16 protein-coding genes are annotated in these 16,144 nt (G+C 72.8%); 7 read left to right on the top strand and 9 right to left on the bottom strand.

The window, feature by feature from the left end:
* Positions 1-130 precede the first annotated feature (130 nt).
* Positions 131-1,606: a GNAT family N-acetyltransferase gene (locus ACZ601_RS16075; protein ID WP_469537985.1), complete on the top strand. Its 1,476-nt coding sequence runs from the start codon at positions 131-133 to the stop codon at positions 1,604-1,606.
* Here the strand turns inward: ACZ601_RS16075 and ACZ601_RS16070 are convergent.
* The gene (locus ACZ601_RS16070; RefSeq protein WP_469537982.1) at positions 1,536-2,786 is read right to left on the bottom strand and encodes a trans-sulfuration enzyme family protein; all 1,251 of its coding nucleotides are present in this window, start codon (positions 2,784-2,786) and stop codon (positions 1,536-1,538) included. The two genes, ACZ601_RS16075 and ACZ601_RS16070, sit on opposite strands and share 71 nt — an antisense overlap.
* Before the next feature lie 59 nt (positions 2,787-2,845).
* Here ACZ601_RS16070 and ACZ601_RS16065 point away from each other — a divergent pair, with 59 nt between their 5' ends.
* Positions 2,846-3,364, top strand: coding sequence for an Lrp/AsnC family transcriptional regulator (locus ACZ601_RS16065; protein ID WP_469537980.1), 519 nt, complete (start codon positions 2,846-2,848; stop codon positions 3,362-3,364).
* Positions 3,365-3,402: 38 nt separating this feature from the next.
* A complete protein-coding gene (locus ACZ601_RS16060; RefSeq protein WP_469537978.1) occupies positions 3,403-5,088 on the top strand; it encodes a DUF885 domain-containing protein in 1,686 nt (561 codons plus the stop codon).
* A 51-nt stretch (positions 5,089-5,139) separates the two neighbouring features.
* Here ACZ601_RS16060 and ACZ601_RS16055 read toward each other — a convergent pair whose 3' ends face one another.
* Positions 5,140-5,628: a rhodanese-like domain-containing protein gene (locus ACZ601_RS16055; RefSeq protein ID WP_469537976.1), complete on the bottom strand. Its 489-nt coding sequence runs from the start codon at positions 5,626-5,628 to the stop codon at positions 5,140-5,142.
* A 93-nt stretch (positions 5,629-5,721) separates the two neighbouring features.
* On the opposite strand from ACZ601_RS16055, the gene ACZ601_RS16050 reads away from it, so the two are divergent.
* Positions 5,722-6,168, top strand: a complete 447-nt coding sequence (locus tag ACZ601_RS16050; RefSeq protein ID WP_469537974.1) for an Lrp/AsnC family transcriptional regulator — start codon at positions 5,722-5,724, stop codon at positions 6,166-6,168.
* Here the strand turns inward: ACZ601_RS16050 and ACZ601_RS16045 are convergent.
* From ACZ601_RS16045 to ACZ601_RS16035, 3 genes are all read right to left on the bottom strand, one after another.
* Entirely contained in the window at positions 6,158-9,232 is a 3,075-nt protein-coding gene (locus ACZ601_RS16045) for an AAA family ATPase (RefSeq protein WP_469537972.1), read from the bottom strand. The two genes, ACZ601_RS16050 and ACZ601_RS16045, sit on opposite strands and share 11 nt — an antisense overlap.
* Positions 9,229-10,395, bottom strand: coding sequence for an exonuclease SbcCD subunit D (locus ACZ601_RS16040; protein WP_469537970.1), 1,167 nt, complete (start codon positions 10,393-10,395; stop codon positions 9,229-9,231). The genes ACZ601_RS16045 and ACZ601_RS16040 overlap by 4 nt, the downstream gene beginning before the upstream one ends.
* 129 nt (positions 10,396-10,524) lie before the next feature.
* Complete coding sequence (locus tag ACZ601_RS16035) at positions 10,525-11,151, bottom strand: YigZ family protein (protein WP_469537967.1); 627 nt, start codon at positions 11,149-11,151, stop codon at positions 10,525-10,527.
* 59 nt (positions 11,152-11,210) lie between these two features.
* Between ACZ601_RS16035 and ACZ601_RS16030 the strand changes: the two genes are divergently transcribed.
* Both ACZ601_RS16030 and ACZ601_RS16025 read left to right on the top strand, forming a co-directional pair.
* Positions 11,211-11,621, top strand: coding sequence for a CoA-binding protein (locus tag ACZ601_RS16030; RefSeq protein ID WP_469537966.1), 411 nt, complete (start codon positions 11,211-11,213; stop codon positions 11,619-11,621).
* Between the two features lie 64 nt (positions 11,622-11,685).
* The gene (locus ACZ601_RS16025; RefSeq protein WP_469537963.1) at positions 11,686-12,543 is read left to right on the top strand and encodes an AAC(3) family N-acetyltransferase; all 858 of its coding nucleotides are present in this window, start codon (positions 11,686-11,688) and stop codon (positions 12,541-12,543) included.
* Positions 12,544-12,600: 57 nt separating this feature from the next.
* Here ACZ601_RS16025 and ACZ601_RS16020 read toward each other — a convergent pair whose 3' ends face one another.
* The 3 genes from ACZ601_RS16020 to ACZ601_RS16010 form a co-directional block, all read right to left on the bottom strand.
* Positions 12,601-13,161: a YbaK/EbsC family protein gene (locus ACZ601_RS16020; RefSeq protein ID WP_469537959.1), complete on the bottom strand. Its 561-nt coding sequence runs from the start codon at positions 13,159-13,161 to the stop codon at positions 12,601-12,603.
* Between the two features lie 44 nt (positions 13,162-13,205).
* A complete protein-coding gene (locus tag ACZ601_RS16015) occupies positions 13,206-13,778 on the bottom strand; it encodes a helix-turn-helix domain-containing protein (RefSeq protein ID WP_469537956.1) in 573 nt (190 codons plus the stop codon).
* Between the two features lie 63 nt (positions 13,779-13,841).
* The gene (locus tag ACZ601_RS16010; protein WP_469537952.1) at positions 13,842-14,579 is read right to left on the bottom strand and encodes an acyltransferase; all 738 of its coding nucleotides are present in this window, start codon (positions 14,577-14,579) and stop codon (positions 13,842-13,844) included.
* A 170-nt stretch (positions 14,580-14,749) separates the two neighbouring features.
* Between ACZ601_RS16010 and ACZ601_RS16005 the strand changes: the two genes are divergently transcribed.
* On the top strand, positions 14,750-15,280 hold the full coding sequence (locus tag ACZ601_RS16005; RefSeq protein ID WP_469537949.1) for a gamma carbonic anhydrase family protein: 531 nt from the start codon (positions 14,750-14,752) through the stop codon (positions 15,278-15,280).
* 74 nt (positions 15,281-15,354) lie between these two features.
* Here the strand turns inward: ACZ601_RS16005 and ACZ601_RS16000 are convergent, their stop codons facing one another.
* Complete coding sequence (locus ACZ601_RS16000; RefSeq protein ID WP_469537947.1) at positions 15,355-16,014, bottom strand: DedA family protein; 660 nt, start codon at positions 16,012-16,014, stop codon at positions 15,355-15,357.
* Positions 16,015-16,144: the final 130 nt, after the last annotated feature.

Below are 16,144 nucleotides of genomic sequence, written 5' to 3'. Positions count from 1 at the left end.
CCGGCCGGGGCGTGACTCGAACGCCCCGGCCGGCCGACCAAAAACCGACGAAAGGCGACTAGATCCACACTTAACCCATCGGTCACAAGGCGTTCGTGATCAGGCAACACCGCTCCGTCACAGTGAAGACATGACTGATGTGACATCCGCCAAGAGCGCCCGCCGCCCGCACCACTGGCGTCGGGATCTCATCGAACTCGCCGCCCTGTTCACCGCGGTCGCCGTGGCCGACGCGATCGCCAACCTGATCGGGCACCAGCCGGACGGGCCGTATCTGCTCATCGCCTCGGCCCTGGCGCTGACCGCGACCGCCGCGTTCCACACCTGGTGGGCCCGGCGGCACAGCCACGCGCCGCCGCCGGATACCGACGGGGTGGCCGGCCACGACGCCGCCCCGCGGCCGGCCGCGGCGGCCGTCCACCTGAACCCGGGCCCGGTATCAGGACCGGCATCCGAGGCAGCATCGGGCACCGAGACCATCGAGTCCACCGAGACCACCGAGACCACCGAGACGACGCTGTGGCGGATGCGCACCACGGTCAGGGACGCGCCCGGCAGTCTGGCCGCCCTCTGCATCGTGCTGGCCCAGCACCGGATCGACATCCTGACCCTGCAGACGCACCCACTGGCCCAGGGCACGGTCGACGAGTTCCTGCTGCGCGCCCCCGCCGAACTGCCGGCTTCGCGGCTGACCCGGGCGATCTCCGCCGCCGGCGGCAATTCCACCTGGATCGAGCGCGCCGACGCCCATGACCTGGTGGACGCTCCGACCCGGGTGCTCGGCCTCGCCACCCGTACCGCACTGGACGCCGCCGAACTCCCGCTCGCCCTGCGGCAGCTGCTGGGCCGGTGCACCATCCACTCGCTGCCCGCCGTCTCGGTCACCGGGCGTGCCACCGGGGAGACCGCGCCCGTCGAAGGGGTGCTGGAGGAGACGGTGATGCGACTGCGCGACCCGTCGGGCGGAGCCATCACGGTGGAGCGCCCCTATCTCCCGTTCACCCCCACCGAGTTCGCCAGGGCCCGCGCCCTGGTCGAGCTGGATGCCCGGCTCGGCCCCCGGGTCCCGCGCAGCGAGCACGTGCTCACCCTCCCCGAGGGCAACGAGATCACCGTGCGCCGGGCGGACCGGGCCGACCTCGAAGCGGCCCGCGCCATGCACGACCGCTGCACCGAGCAGACACTGCGGCTGCGCTACCACGGCCCGGTCCGCGACGCCGACCGCTACCTGGACCACCTGCTGAGCCCCCGCTTCGGCCGCACCCTCGCCGTGCAGACGGCCTCCGGGCGGCTGGTCGCCCTCGGCCATCTGCTCTGGGACGGCGACGAGACGGAGGTCGCCCTCCTCGTAGAGGACGACTGGCAGCGCCGGGGCATCGGCTCCGAGCTGCTCGCCCGGCTGGTCGCGCTCGCCGTCGAGGCCGGCTGCGAGAGCGTCTACGCCGTCACCCAGGCGTCCAACACCGGCATGGTCGCCGCCATGCGCGCGCTCTCGCTGCCGCTCGACTACCAGATCGAGGAAGGCACGCTGGTGATCACCGCCCGGCTGAGCTCGGCTCCGGAACGGTCCCTGCCGCTGCCCCCGCACCTGCGGGCACGTCACTGAATCCCTGACGTACCACGGGCTCCCCGCTGCTGAGCGCCTGGCAGAGATCGGCCCAGAGGTCCTCGACGTCCTCCAGGCCGACCGACATGCGCAGCAGCCGGTCGCCCACCCCCGCGGCCCGCCGGTCTCCTTCATCCACAATGCGGTGGCTGATCGAGGCGGGGTGCTGGATCAGGCTGTCCACGCTGCCGAGGCTGACGGCGGGCGTGATGAGCCGTACCGAGGAGATGACCCGGTGCGGGTCCCCGAAGACCTCGAAGGACACCATCGCACCGCCCACTTCCGGGTAGTGGACGCGGGAGATCCGCGGGTCGGCGGCCAGCCTGCGGGAGAGTTCGGCGGCACTCGCGGACGCGGCGCGCACCCGGACCGGCAGCGTGGAGAGACCGCGCAGCAGCAGGTATCCGGCCATCGGATGCAGCACCCCGCCGGTGGCGAAGCGCACCTGGCGCAGCCGGGCGGCGAACTCCTCGTCACAGGCGACGACTCCGCCCATCACGTCCCCGTGACCGCCCAGGTACTTCGTCGCACTGTGCAGCACGATCTGCGCCCCGTGCTCGACGGGCCGCTGGAGGACCGGGGTCGCGAAGGTGTTGTCGACGAGCAGCGGCACGGAGCCGCAGGAGTGCGCGACCGCCCGGACATCCACTTCGCCGAGCGTCGGGTTGGCCGGTGTCTCCACCATCACCAGGCCCGTGTCGGGGCGGATCGCGTCGGCGATGCCCGCCGGATCGGTCCAGGTCACCTCGGTGCCGAGCAGCCCGGCGCCGAGCAGATGGTCGCTGCAGCCGTACAGCGGGCGGACGGCCACCACATGGCGGAGTCCGATGCTCGCGCGGGCCAGCAGGACGGCGGTGAGCGCGGCCATCCCGCTGGCGAACGCCACGGCGCTCGCGGTCCCTTCGAGCCGGGCCAGGGCCGTCTCGAAGCGGGCGGTGGTCGGGTTGTCGAGCCGGGCGTAGACCGGCGGCCCGTCGAGCCGGGCGCCGGTGGCGGCGAAGGCGTCGATCCGCTCCGCCTCCGCCCTGGAGTCGTACGAGGGGTAGGTGGTGGACAGGTCGATCGGCGGGGCGTGCAGGCCGAGAGCCGCGAGATCGTCGCGTCCGGCGTGTACGGCTTCGGTGGCCAGCGCCCTGGACCGGGTTGTCGTCGAGGGCGCCATCGAGGATTCGGTGTCCATGTCACCACTCTGAACAGCTGCCGGGAAATCGGCACCAAGAGCCGTGTTACGTTCGGCAGATGACCGATTCCATCGCCCTGGACACGGTGGATCTGCACATTCTGCGCCTCTTGCAGAACGATGCACGGACCACCTACCGCGATCTCGCGGCCGAGGTCGGGGTCGCCCCCTCGACGTGCCTGGACCGGGTCGCCCGGATGCGCCGCACGGGCGTCATTCTCGGCCATCAGCTGCGACTGGACCCGGCCAGAATGGGACGCGGACTGGAAGCGCTGCTGTCCGTACAGGTGCGGCCGCACCGCAGGGAGCTCATCGGCCCGTTCGTCGAACGGATCAGGACGCTGCCCGAGTCCCGGGCCCTGTTCCACCTGACCGGTCCGGATGACTACCTGGTCCATGTGGCTGTCGCCGATACCGCCGACCTGCAACGACTGGTGCTGGACGAGTTCACCTCGCGCCGCGAAGTGGCCCGGGTGGAGACCCGGTTGATCTTCCAGCAATGGGAGTGCGGACCGCTGCTGCCGCCCGCCGCCATCACGGCCGGGGCAGGTACGGGTCAGGCCCCGGAGCCCGGTTGATGGTGACGGGGAGCCCCTCTCCGTATGAGGATGTCCACATGTCAGACACTCCTAGCAGCGCGCTGCCCCGCCAGGTCGCCGACGCCTACGTCGACGCGTTCATCCGGCTCGACCCGATTTCCGGCACTTTTCTGGGTGTCGCGGAAAGCTCGCGCCGCCTTCCCGACTTCTCCCCCGCCGGCCAGGAAGAGCTGGCCGCGCTGGCCCGCACCACACTCGCCCGGCTCGACCGTGCGGAACAGCTGCCAGGTGCGGCCGACGACGCCGAACGGCGTTGCGGCCGTCTCCTCCGTGAGCGGCTGACGGCCGAACTCGCGGTCCATGAGGCCGATGAGGCGCTGCGCGCCGTCTCCAACCTGCACTCCCCCGCGCACTCGGTCCGTGAGGTGTTCACGGTGACACCCACCGAGTCGGACGAGGACTGGGCGGCGGTCGTCGACCGGCTCCGCGCCGTTCCGGCCGCGCTGGCCGGCTACCGCGAGTCCCTCGCGCTCGGTCTGGAGCGCAAGCTCTACGGCGGTCCGCGCGCCACGGCCACCTTCATCGGCCAGCTCGACGAGTGGATCGGGGACGGCACCACGGGGTTCTTCGAGGACTTCGCCGCCGCGGGTCCGGCGGCGCTGCGCGACGGCCTCGACGACGGAGCCCGGCAGGCCACGCGGGCTCTGGAGGAGCTGCGGCAGTGGATGCGCGAGGTATACGCCCCCGCCGTCGAGGGCGCGCCCGAGGTGGTGGGCCGCGAGCGGTACGCCCGCTGGTCGCGCTACTTCAACGGCACCGACCTCGATCTCGACGAGGCGTACGCGTACGGCTGGTCCGAGTACCACCGGCTGCTCGCGGAGATGCGGACCGAGGCCGAGAAGGTGCTGCCCGGCGCGGGCCCCTGGGAGGCGCTGGCCCATCTCGACGTGCACGGCAAGCACATCGAGGGCGTCGACGAGGTCCAGGCCTGGCTGCAGGGGCTGATGGACGAGGCGATCGAGGCCCTGGACGGCACGCACTTCGAACTCGCCGAGCGGGTCCGCAAGGTGGAGTCCCGGATCGCTCCGCCCGGCGGCGCCGCCGCGCCGTACTACACGGGTCCGTCCGAGGACTTCTCCCGCCCCGGCCGCACCTGGCTGCCGACCATGGGCGAGACCCGCTTCCCGGTGTACGACCTGGTCTCCACCTGGTACCACGAGGGCGTTCCCGGTCATCACCTCCAGCTCGCCCAGTGGGCGCACGTCGCTCAGAGCCTCTCGCGCTACCAGGCGTCCATCGGCATCGTCAGCGCCAACGCCGAGGGCTGGGCGCTGTACGCGGAGCGGCTGATGGACGAACTGGGCTTCCTGCCCGACGCGGAGCGCCGCCTCGGCTACCTGGACGCGCAGATGATGCGCGCCTGCCGGGTGATCGTGGACATCGGCATGCACCTGGAGCTGGAGATCCCGGCCGACTCCCCGTTCCACCCCGGCGAGCGGTGGACGCCCGAGCTGGCCCAGGATTTCTTCGGCAACCACAGCGGCCGGCCCGCCGATTTCGTGGAGAGCGAGCTGACCCGCTACCTCTCGATGCCGGGGCAGGCCATCGGCTACAAGCTGGGTGAACGCGCCTGGCTGCTCGGCCGGGAGAACGCCCGCGCGGCGCACGGGGACGCCTTCGACCTCAAGTCCTGGCACATGGCGGCCCTTTCGCAGGGGCCGCTTGGTCTGGACGACCTGGTCGACGAGCTCTCCAGGCTCTGACCTGGTTGGCGGGCCGGACCCGGGTACGGATCCGGGCCCGGCCCGCCGTCGTCAGCAGCCGCAGTCCCCGGAGCCGGCCGGTGCGGTGAGCGGGTCGGCGGCGCGCCGCCCGGGTCCCTGCCGGGTCTCGAACGCGAAGCCCTCGCGCACCCAGTACTCGAAGCCGCCGAGCATCTCCTTGACCCGGTAGCCGAGTCCGGCGAGGGCGAGCGCGGCACGGGCCGCGCCGTCGCAGCCGGGACCCCAGCAGTAGGTGACCACGGGGACGGCCGGATCGAGCAGTCCGGGCGCCTGCCCGGCGATGAGCGGCGTCGGCAGGTGGACCGCGCCGGGAATGTGCCCCTGGTCCCAGGCCGTGGTGGAGCGGGAGTCGAGGAGTACGAAGCCGGGGTCCCCGTCGGCCGCCAGTGCGGCGGCGACATCGGAGACGTCGGCGTGGAAGGCGAGCGAGGCGCCGAAGTAGGCGGCTGCCTCGGCCGGAGCGGCGGGCGGAACCCGGAGTACCGGGTTTTCCGCGGTGATGGCGGGCGGTGGAGTCATGGTCGAAAATCTATGACCGGCGGCGCCCCGCCGGAAGAGGAGATCCCCGGCACCCGGCTTGATCTGCCGGGCGTTTCCCTGTTCCCTCTGGGTATGACCGACTATTCCCCGGACGACACCGACTGGCGCATCCTCGATGTCCTCCAGCGCGAGGGGCGCGCCACCTTCGCCGACATCGCCCGGACGGTCGCGATGTCGTCGAGCGCCGTGACCGAGCGCGTCCGCAGGCTGGAGGAGGCCGGGATCATCAGCGGGTACGCGGCGGTGGTCGATCCGGACCGGCTCGGACTGCCGATCCTCGCCTTCGTCCGGCTTCGCTATCCCAACGGCAACTACAAGCCGTTCCACGATCTCGTCGCCGCCACGCCGGAAATCCTGGAGGCCCACCATGTCACCGGCGACGACTGCTTCGTGCTGAAGGTGACGGCCCGCTCCATGAGCCATCTGGAAGCGGTTTCGGGCAGGATCGGCACCCTGGGGTCCGTCACCACGAGCGTCGTCTACTCCTCGCCGCTGCCGCGCCGGGCGGTCAGCCGCTGACTCCGTCCGCCGCCCGGTGGCGTACCGCGGATCCGTGGCGCTCCTTCACCACTTCGAGCTGGGCCGGAATGCGCCGGCGCAGGTCCGCGACATGGCTGACGATGCCGACGCTGCGGTCCCGCTCCCGCAGCGAGTCCAGCACGTCGAGCACCTCGTCGAGCGTCTGGTCGTCCAGGCTGCCGAATCCCTCGTCGATGAAGAGGGTGTCCAGGCGTACGCCGCCGGCCTCGTCGGTGACCACGTCCGCGAGGCCGAGTGCCAGGGCGAGCGAGGCGAAGAACGTCTCGCCGCCGGAGAGCGTGGCCGTGTCGCGCTCCCGGCCGGTCCAGGCGTCGATGACGTGCAGTCCGAGACCGGCCCTGCGGCCGCCGGTCCGGGCGTCGGAGTGGACCAGGGTGTAGCGGCCGGACGACATCCGCCGCAGCCGGGCCGTGGCGGCCGCGGCCACCTGTTCGAGGCGGGCCGCCAGTACATAGGACTCCAGCCGCATCTTGCGTTCGTTGTCCGCCGAGGTGCCGGCGGTGAGACCGGCGAGCCGCGCGATGCGCTCGTACTCCTCACGCACCGGTCCCTGGGCCCGCACCTCGTCCGCCGCGCGCCGGGACAGCCGGCCGAGTTCGGCGCAGCGCTCCCGGGCGGCGGTGTGGGCACCAGCCCCGTCCCGCAGCAGCCGCTCGGCCCTGTCGTACAGCGACTGCGCGGCGCCGGGGTCGGCCGGGGGCCGGCCGGCGGCGGTGCGGGCGTCGGCCTCCGCAAGCCGGTCGGTGACGGCTGCGGACTCGGCCTGCCAGGCGTCGATCCGGTGCTGGAGCGCCCGCTGCCGGGAGTCGGGGAGCATCGTCGCGGCGGCGTCCCGCGGAGTGTCGAAGCCGGCCCGGAACGCCGCGTCCGCGAGCCGGTCGTCGGCCTCCTTGAGCCGGGCGGCCGCGCTCTCCTCCTCACGCAGTGCCTCGGCCGCCTCGACGAGCAGGGCGACCCGGCGCTGCAGGAGCGCGGCGTGCTCGGTGACGCTGCCGGAGCCGCCGCGCGCCTGGGCCAGCACCTCCGCCAGGGCCGCCTGTTCCGCGTCGAGTCCCTCGCGCCTGGAGGTGCGGGCGGCGGCCCGGCGTTCGGCTTGCTGCCGGTCTCCGGCCCGTTGCTCCTGCTCGCGTTCGGCGGCCGCGAGGGCCTCGCGCGCCGCGTGCGTCCCGGTGGCGGTCCGGTAGGCCTCCGCGTGTTCCCTGGTCAGGGTGTCCACGAGTTCGGTGAGCGCTCCGACGGTCGGCTCCGAGGCTGCGGACGGGCCGTCCCCCGCCTCGCCGCCACCGGCCGCGGCCTGCCCGTCCGGGGTGTCCGCGGCCTCCGCGCGCGCGGCCGCGTACCGCTCGCGTACGGCTGCGAGCGCGTGTTCCGCCTCGGTGCGCGCCTGCTCGGCGCGGCGGTGGGCGGCCTGCGCGGCGTCCTCCGTGGCCTGGTCGACGTGTCCGTCCCCGGCCCGTGCGGGCTCCGGGTGGCCGGCCGATCCGCAGACCGGGCAGGCCTCGCCCTCGATCAGTTCCCGGGCGAGCTCGGCCGCGATGTCGCGCAGCCGCCGTTCGCGCAGGCCCAGCCAGGTCTCGCCGGTGGTGAGGGCGTCCTCCCGAGCCGCGGTCAGGCGGTCCTCCGCGTCCGATGCCTGAGCGGCCAGCGTGTCGCGGCGCCTGGCCGCGTCGAGCCGTCGGCGGGCCGGGTCCAGCCGGCCGGCCAGCAGTTCGGCGCGGGTCGCCGCTTCCTGGGCCGCCTCGATGCGGGCGTGCAGACGCTGCCGGGTGGCCTCCCAGCCGGCCAGCCAGCCCTGGGCGTCCCGGATCAGTTCGTCGTCCGCCCCGGCCTGCCGTTCCAGCGCGGCCCGTTCGCTGTCGATCTCGGCGCTGCGCCGCTCGGCGCGACGGGCGGCGTCCAGCGCGCCGAGTTCCTCCCGAAGCCGTCGTTCCAGCGCGGTCAGCTGCTCCGCGCCCGCGTCTGCCAGCTCGCCGGGCAGAGCGGCCCGGGAGCGGTCGCGGGCCGCGCCCGCCCGCCGGTGCGCCCGCCCGGCCTCCTCGCGGAGCTCCAGCGCGGGGGCGACGAGATCCGCCTTGCGGGCGCGGCGCAGCAGCTCCTGTGCCTGGTCGTGCTCGTCCCGGCCGGCCTCCACCTCGGTGGCGCGCCGCCGGGTCTCCGCGTACCGCTGCTGGAGCCCGGCCAGTTCGCGTTCGGCGTCCAGGGTCTGCCGGGCGGCCGACTGGCGGGCCTCGGCCGCGGACAGGACGCAGCCAGCGATGTCGAGCCGTTCCCGGGCGCCGCTGCGGGCCGTGGCCGCCCACTCCAGTACGGCGTCCGCGAGCCCCGGTTCGCCGGGCTGGATGCCGGGCAGCGGGTGCTCCTCGGCGGCGGGCCCGGCCGCCTGGGCGATCCGCTGGGCGACCGCCAGGATCCGTTCGTCCCCGGCTCTGACCTGGGTCCCGGCGGCCCGGCGCAGCTCAGCGAGGTGCTCCTCGACCGCGGCGAAACGGCGGGTGTCGAAGAGTCGTCCGAGCAGTTTCCCGCGCGCCTCGGCGTCGGCGCGCAGGAAGCGGGCGAAGTCGCCCTGCGGCAGCAGGACCACCTGACAGAACTGGTCCCGGCTCATCCCGATGAGCTGGGTGATCTCCTCACCGATCTCCTGGCTGGAGCGGCTCAGCGCCCGCCATCCCCCTTCGGGGACGTACTCGCGCAGCCGGCTCTGCGCCTTCTCCGTGGTGTAGCCGTCGCCCTTCTTCTTGGGGCGGGGCTGGGCGGGGCTCCGGGTGATCTCCAGCCGGCGTCCGCCGACGGTGAGTTCGAGCCGGATCTCGGTCGGCAGGTCCGCCGGGGCGTGGTCGCTGCGCAGCGAGGTTCCGGGGCTCTGCCGGGCGCCGGGCACGGCGCCGTAGAGGCCGTAGCAGACGGCGTCCAGGACCGAGGTCTTGCCGGCGCCGGTCGGTCCGTGCAGCAGGAAGATCCCGGCTGCGGAGAGTGCGTCGAAGTCGATCTCCTGAGTGGCGCCGAACGGTCCGAAGGCCGTGATGCCGAGTCGGTGGAGCCTCACCGGTTCACCTCGCGCACACTGTCGTCGACGCGTACGTGGTCGAAGGCGCCGCGCAGCACGGTCCGCTCCGACTCGTCGATGCCGGATCCACCGCGCACATGCGCCACGAAGTCCTCCGCGATGCTCTGGTCGTCGCGTCCCCGCAGCCGCTCGGCGTAGGAGGTCCGCGGGTCCTCCGGGTCCCGTTCCGGTTCGAAGGCGAGGGCGAGCGTGTGCGGGAACCGCTCGACGAGGCGGGCCATCGGCTCGGAGGGGCGGACCGGATCGGTGAGGGTGGCCTCCACCCAGGAGTGCTCGTGCCGTTCGAGGGCGGGGTCGTCGAGGAGGGTGTCGAGCCGGCCGGTGAGCCTGGCGAGCGGGCGGGGCACCGGGCAGTCGATCCGTTCGGCGGTGACAGCGCCCGCGCCGTCCAGCTCGATCAGCCACATCGTCTTGCGGTGGCCGGACTCGGAGAAGGAGTACGCGAGCGGGGAGCCGGAGTAGCGGACCCGCTCGGAGACGGTCTGGCAGCCGTGAAGGTGCCCCAGTGCCACGTAGTCGACGCCGTCGAAGACCCCGGCGGGGACGGCCGCCACGCCGCCCACGGTGATGTCGCGTTCGCTGTCGCTCGGCTCGCCGCCCGCGACGAAGGCGTGGGCGAGGACGACGGACCGGGTGGTGTCCGGCCGTGCCGCGAGGTTGGCGCGGACCCGGTCCATGGCAGCGCTCAGCACGGCCTCGTGCCCGGCCCGCTCCGCCCGGAACTCGTCCTTGACGAGGGCGGGCTCCAGATACGGGAGCCCGTAGAACGCCACGTCGCCGTGCGCGTCCGGGATGACGACGGGGGTGGCGCAGTGCGCGGGGTCGGTGCGCAGATGGATGCCGGCGCGTCCGATGAGACCGGCGCCGACGCCGAGCCTGCGGGCCGAGTCGTGGTTCCCGGAGATCATCACGGTGGGCACACCCGCCTCCGCGAGCCGGTGCAGCGCGTCGTCGAAGAGCTGGACGGCGGAGAGCGGCGGCACCGCCCTGTCGTACACATCACCCGCCACGAGCACGGCATCGACCTCGTGGTCGCGGACCGTCGCCACCAGGTGGTCGAGGTAGGCGGCCTGGGCTTCGAGCAGTGACACCCGGTGGAAGGAGCGCCCCAGGTGCCAGTCCGATGTGTGCAAAATCTTCAAGACCCGGCTCCGACCTGCATGTTCCGTTTCCTCCACCCGTGCGGCCGCGTCCCTCGCGATGCGGAGCGGCCCGGACCCCGCGGCCGGTGATCGTCACACCGGCGCGTCCCCGCGCCCGCACCACAGTACTCAGGCGTCCCCGTAAGCCTCTTCGCCCAGCTCCAGCTGCGCCTCGCCCGCCGTCGCGTCGGCCAGCCAGCGGCGGAACTCCTCCACATCGGCGTCCGGCAGCCCGATCTCGATGGTCACCGCCTCCGCGTACCGGACCTCGCGCACACTGCGTCCGGTGGCCCGCAGTTCGTTCTCCAGCCGCCCGGCCCGCTGGTGGTCCACGGTGACCGTCGCGATCCGGAACCGCTGCCGGGTGAGGGTCCCCAGCGCGTCGAGGGCCTCACCGACCACTCCCCCGTACGCCCGGATCAGCCCGCCGGCGCCGAGCTTCACTCCGCCGAAATAGCGGGTGACGACCGCGACGACGTACCGCATCTCGCGGCGGGTCAGCATCTGGAGCATCGGCACCCCGGCGGTGCCGCCCGGCTCGCCGTCGTCGCTTGCCTTCTGTACGGAGGCGTCGGCGCCGATCACGTAGGCGAAGCAGTTGTGGTTGGCCGCCGGGTGTTCCTTGCGGACGCGGGCGACGAAGTCCTGGGCCTCCTGCTCGGTGGCGGCGGGGGCGAGCGCGCAGATGAAGCGCGACCGGTTGATCTCGGTCTCGTGCACGCCCGCGCGGGCGACTGTCCGGTACTGCTCCTGCATCCGGCCAGCCTATGCGCAGCCCCGGGAATGGTCGGGGGCGGCCGTCCGTTGTGTGGATCATGTACGCAGACACGGAGACGATCCGAAGGATTCTGACCGGGACGGGCGACACCTGGGCCGTGGTGGGGCTGTCCGACAACCGCTCGCGCGCGGCCTACGGGGTGGCCGAGGTGCTCCAGCGCTTCGGCAAGCGGGTGGTGCCCGTCCATCCCAGGGCGGAGCGGGTGCACGGCGAGGACGGCTACGCCTCGCTGGCCGAGATCCCCTTCCCGGTCGATGTGGTGGACGTCTTCGTCAACAGCGAGCTGGCCGGCGCGGTGGCGGACGAGGCGGTCGCGATCGGCGCCTCCGCGGTCTGGTTCCAGCTGGGAGTGATCGACGAGAAGGCGTACGAGCGCACCCGGGCCGCCGGGCTCGACATGGTCATGGACCGCTGCCCTGCGATCGAGATCCCCGCGCTGGACGGCTGAGACCACCCGGCGTCCATATGTGCGGGGTATCACGCTCCGCTCCGGGCTGGGAGGATGGCCCGCTGTGAGTACCGCCTGCGCCACGAGCGTGTCCGCCGTCCCCCACAGCCGGGCCCGCCTGTCCCGTCAGCTCGCCGCGCTAGGCGTCGAGCGGGGCGGCGTGCTGATGGTGCACGCGTCACTGAGCGCGGTGGGTGCGGTCGACGGTGGTGCGGACGCGGTCGGCGCCGCGCTGCGGGAGGCGCTGGGTCCGGAGGGCACGCTGGTGGTCCCGTCCTTCACTCCGGAGAACTCCGACACCTCCCCGCAGTACCGCGCCCGGGTCCACGGTCTCGGTGAGCGGGAGCGGGAGGAGGTACGGGCGGCGATGCCCGCGTTCGACCCGGTGAGCACCGCGGCCCCTTCGATGGGCCGGCTCTCGGAAGCGGTGCGGCGCTCCCCCGGCTCCGTTCGCAGCGCGCATCCGCAGACCTCCTTCGCCGCGCTGGGCCCGCTGGCCGGACACGTGGTGGCGGACCACCGCCCGGACTGCCATCTCGGTGAGGACTCCCCGCTGGCCCGCCTCCACGAACTGCGGGCGCAGGTCCTGCTGCTCGGCACCGGATTCGGCTCCTGCACCGCGTTCCACCTCGCGGAGTACCGCGTGCCCTCGCCGCCCCGGCGCACCTATCGCTGTGTGGTGCGGGACGGCGGCGAGCGCCGGTGGTGGGAGTACGAGGACGTGGCCCTGGACGACGGGGACTTCGCGCGACTGGGCGAGGACTTCGCACGCTCCGAGCGGGGTACCGCCGTCCGCACCGCCGCGGTGGGCTCCGCGACGGGCCGGCTGTTCCGCTTCCCGGCAGCGGTCGCCTTCGCCATGGAGTGGTTGCCGGTACACCGCGGCCGCGTCCTCGCGCCGACGTCGGACGCCGTGTCGTAGGCCCTCTGTTACCGGACGGCGGGAGCTCCCATCAAGAAGAGTGGGCCGGCCGCGGCATCAGCCGCCGATGCCCAGACCCGGGACGACGACGGCGCCCGGCAGCGCCGCCAGCGCCTTGCCCGGCATGATCAGCTTGCCCCGTCGGCTGCCGCTGCCGATCAGTACCCACTCCTGGTCCACGACGGCGGGATCGATCAACAGGGGCCAGTGGGCCGGGAGTCCGACGGGTGTGATGCCGCCGTACTCCATTCCTGTGTCTCCGACCGCCGTGTCCATCGGGGCGAACCGCACCTTGCGGGCGTCGAGGTGCCGGCGGACGACTCCGTTCACATCGACGCGGGAGTGGGACAGCACCAGGCAGGCGGCCAGGGTGACCTCTCCCCCGCGCTTTGCGGCCACGACGACACAGTTGGCCGAGCAGTTCAGTAGATCGGCCCCGTGGTGCTCGACAAACGCCGCCGTGTCAGCGATCTCGGGGTCCGTGTCGACGTGGATGATCTGCTCGGCGGGGAACCCGCCCCAGCCCTCCCGGACCGCTGCGGCCACCGGGGCGGTGAGCAGTTCGAGGCGTTCGGCCGCGGGGCAGGCATCCTCGAAGGAGCCGATGGGTGCGCGCATGCCCGCCACGCTAACAGCCGCGCGCACCGGCCCGGTTGGACGTCTCATCTGACGGGCGGGACGGACACGGCCATGGTGACCTCGACGGGCTCGGAGCCGTCGTTGCGGTAGGTGTGGCGGTGGTGCGCCTCGAAGGTGGCGGAGGTTCCGGCGGGGACGGTGTACGGGGTGCCGTCGACGACCAGGGTGAGTTCGCCCGTCGTGACGTGGAGCAGTTCGACGGTGCCCTCGGGGTGCGGGTCGGACGTGCTGCCGTCACCGGGCGTCAGCCGCCAGTGCCAGAGTTCCAGCGGGCCCCGGGCCTCGGTGCCCACCAGCAGGGTGGTGGCGCTCCCGGCCTCCGTGGACCACATGCGTACGGCCTGGTCCGCGGGGACCAGCCGGACCGGGGAGCCCTGTTCGTGGTCGAGCAGCGTGGTGATGGCGACGCCGAGCGCGTCGGCGAGCTTGACCGTGGTGCCGACGCTCGGGTTGGTGCGGGCCTGCTCGATCTGGATGATCATGCCGCGACTGACCCCGGCGCGGGTGGCGAGGGCATCCAGGGTGAAGCCCCGCTCCGCGCGCCAGCGTTTGAGGTTGCGCGCGAGGGACTGGGTCAGCTGGTCGAGATCAGTCACGTTCCGTCCAATATTCTGGATGCCGGAGTCGAAAATACCGCACTACGGTGTGGTGGACCGCCCTCAGTTCTCGTCGAGCTCCGCCACGGCCAGCAGCTGTTCGGGCGTCACGCCCTCCGGGATCGGCACCGGAGCCGGCGTGCGCAGCGGCGGCTGCCAGCCGTTGTCCGGGTCCCAGTTGCGTACGACACGGGCGGGGGCACCGGCCACCACCGCGTGGTCGGGCACCTCGCCCCGGACCACCGCGCCGGCCGCCACGACCACGTTGCGGCCGAGCCGGGCGCCCGGGAGGATCACCGCTCCGGTGCCGATCCAGCAGCCGGGGCCGATGGCGACCGGTTCCATCCGCGGCCACTGCCGGCCGACCGGCTGCTGCGGATCGTCGTAGCTGTGGTTGGTCGAGGTGATGTAGACGTACGGCCCGCAGTAGGTGTCGGAGCCGATCGTCACCGTGGTGTCCGCGACCACATGGCTGCCCCGGCCCAGCACCACTCCGTTGCCCAGGGTCAGGATCGGATCGGCGCCGAGGTCCAGATCGGGCATGAGGCCCGCCGTGAGGGTGACCTGTTCGCCGATGACGCAGTGGTTGCCGAGCTCGATCCACCGCTCCCCGAACACCGTGCCCTGCGGGAAGGCGAGCCGGGTGCCCTCGCCGATCCGGCCGAACCGCAGCCCGCCGGGGTGCGTGGCCGTGACCGCGCCCGCCTCCCGGACCCAGCGCCAGCAGCGGTGGACGGCCCCTGACAGGGCGCGCCGCCGCCAGGCGGTCAGGGAGGAGACCGTGTCTCTGTTCTTCGGCACCCGCACACGGTAGTCGGGGCGCCCGGGACCGGTATCCGCACCGGCCTGTGATCTTCACCCCACCCGGCCGCAGGGCCTCGTACCCGTCGCATACCGTTTCCCCGGCGGAACCGGACGGCTCCCGGCCGGACGACCGCGACCCACAGCACCGGAGCACGGAGGAACGCGCGATGGCAGAACAGGCGTTGATCACCGCAATCGGAGGTCAGGAGCCGGACATCGACCCGTCCGCCTTCACCGCACCGACGTCGGTCGTGATCGGTGAGGTCACCATGGCGGCCGGTTCCAGCGTCTGGTACCACGCGGTGCTGCGGGCGGACTGCGGCCCGATCGTCATCGGCGCCGGTTCCAACATCCAGGACAACTGCAGCGTCCACGTCGATCCCGGTTTCCCGGTCACGGTCGGCGAGCGCGTCTCCGTCGGGCACAACGCGGTGCTCCACGGCTGCACCGTCGAGGACGACGTGCTGATCGGCATGGGGGCCATCGTCCTGAACGGTGCGCACATCGGCACCGGTTCGCTGGTCGCCGCCCAGGCACTGGTCCCGCAGGGGATGCGGGTGCCGCCGGGCTCGCTGGTCGCGGGGGTGCCCGCCAAGGTCAAGCGGCAGCTGACCCAGGAGGAGCTCGACGGCGTGAAGTTCAACGCGGTCGGCTACGTGGAGCTGGCGAAGGCACACCGCGAGGCGTTCAAGAACTGAGCACGGGGAGACCGGCCGGACGCCGCGCGGACAACCTGCGGGGGGACTCGGGCCGGCCAGAATCCGCGCGGGTGTCAGTCGGCCGCCGGTACGGTGTCCGGTTCGGGCGCGGGCTGCGCGGCGGACCGTGCGGCCGCCTTCTTGGCCCGGTTCCTGACGACCAGCATCGAGCCGAGTCCGATCAGGACCGCGATCGCGAGTCCGAGGTACGAGAACCGCTTGAGCCAGTCCTCCGCGACGACACCCACCGAGTAGATGACGGCCGTGGTGCCGCCCGCCCAGATGATCCCGCCGAGCACGTTGGCGATCAGGAACTTCCAGTACGGCATGTGCAGGACACCGGCGAGCGGTCCCGCGAAGATGCGCAGCAGTGCGACGAAGCGGCCGAAGAAGACCGCCCACATGCCCCACTTCTGGAACGAGCGTTCCGCCGTGGCTATCTGGCTCTCGCCGAAGTGACGGGGGAACTTCCCGCCGAGCCAGGCCAGCATCGGACGTCCGCCCTTGCGGCCGATGGCATAGCCGATCGAGTCACCGATCACCGCCCCGGCCGTCGCGCAGGCACCCAGAATCCACGGGTTGATGCCGTCGTGTCCCGCGGCCAGCAGAGCCGCGCTGACCAGGACGACCTCACCGGGCAACGGGATGCCGAGGCTCTCCACGCCGATGACGATGCCCACCAGGAGGTAGACGCTGATCGCGGGGACGTTCTCCAGCCACTCCTGGATGTGCAACGCCGGTTCCTCCGTAGTGATGTCCTGTCGGCCGCCGGACAGCTCCCTCGGCGCACGGAGGTAACCCTACCGGCCGCCCCGGCGGCGCCGACAGCGCGAAGGGCCGCCCCCGCACCCCTTGCGGGCGGGA

Source organism: Streptomyces sp. NPDC104307, assembly GCF_055584045.1.
Note: the sequence above shows the minus strand (reverse complement) of the source record. Positions and strands in the feature narration are given on the sequence as shown.

Bases quoted from the DNA above. Each gene is read 5' to 3' on its own strand.
- ACZ601_RS16075 (WP_469537985.1), top strand. From the start codon at position 131: ATGACTGATGTGACATCCGCCAAGAGCGCCCGCCGCCCGCACCACTGG.
- ACZ601_RS16070 (WP_469537982.1), bottom strand. From the start codon at position 2,786: ATGGACACCGAATCCTCGATGGCGCCCTCGACGACAACCCGGTCCAGG.
- ACZ601_RS16065 (WP_469537980.1), top strand. From the start codon at position 2,846: ATGACCGATTCCATCGCCCTGGACACGGTGGATCTGCACATTCTGCGC.
- ACZ601_RS16060 (WP_469537978.1), top strand. From the start codon at position 3,403: ATGTCAGACACTCCTAGCAGCGCGCTGCCCCGCCAGGTCGCCGACGCC.
- ACZ601_RS16055 (WP_469537976.1), bottom strand. From the start codon at position 5,628: ATGACTCCACCGCCCGCCATCACCGCGGAAAACCCGGTACTCCGGGTT.
- ACZ601_RS16050 (WP_469537974.1), top strand. From the start codon at position 5,722: ATGACCGACTATTCCCCGGACGACACCGACTGGCGCATCCTCGATGTC.
- ACZ601_RS16035 (WP_469537967.1), bottom strand. From the start codon at position 11,151: ATGCAGGAGCAGTACCGGACAGTCGCCCGCGCGGGCGTGCACGAGACC.
- ACZ601_RS16030 (WP_469537966.1), top strand. From the start codon at position 11,211: ATGTACGCAGACACGGAGACGATCCGAAGGATTCTGACCGGGACGGGC.
- ACZ601_RS16020 (WP_469537959.1), bottom strand. From the start codon at position 13,161: ATGCGCGCACCCATCGGCTCCTTCGAGGATGCCTGCCCCGCGGCCGAA.
- ACZ601_RS16005 (WP_469537949.1), top strand. From the start codon at position 14,750: ATGGCAGAACAGGCGTTGATCACCGCAATCGGAGGTCAGGAGCCGGAC.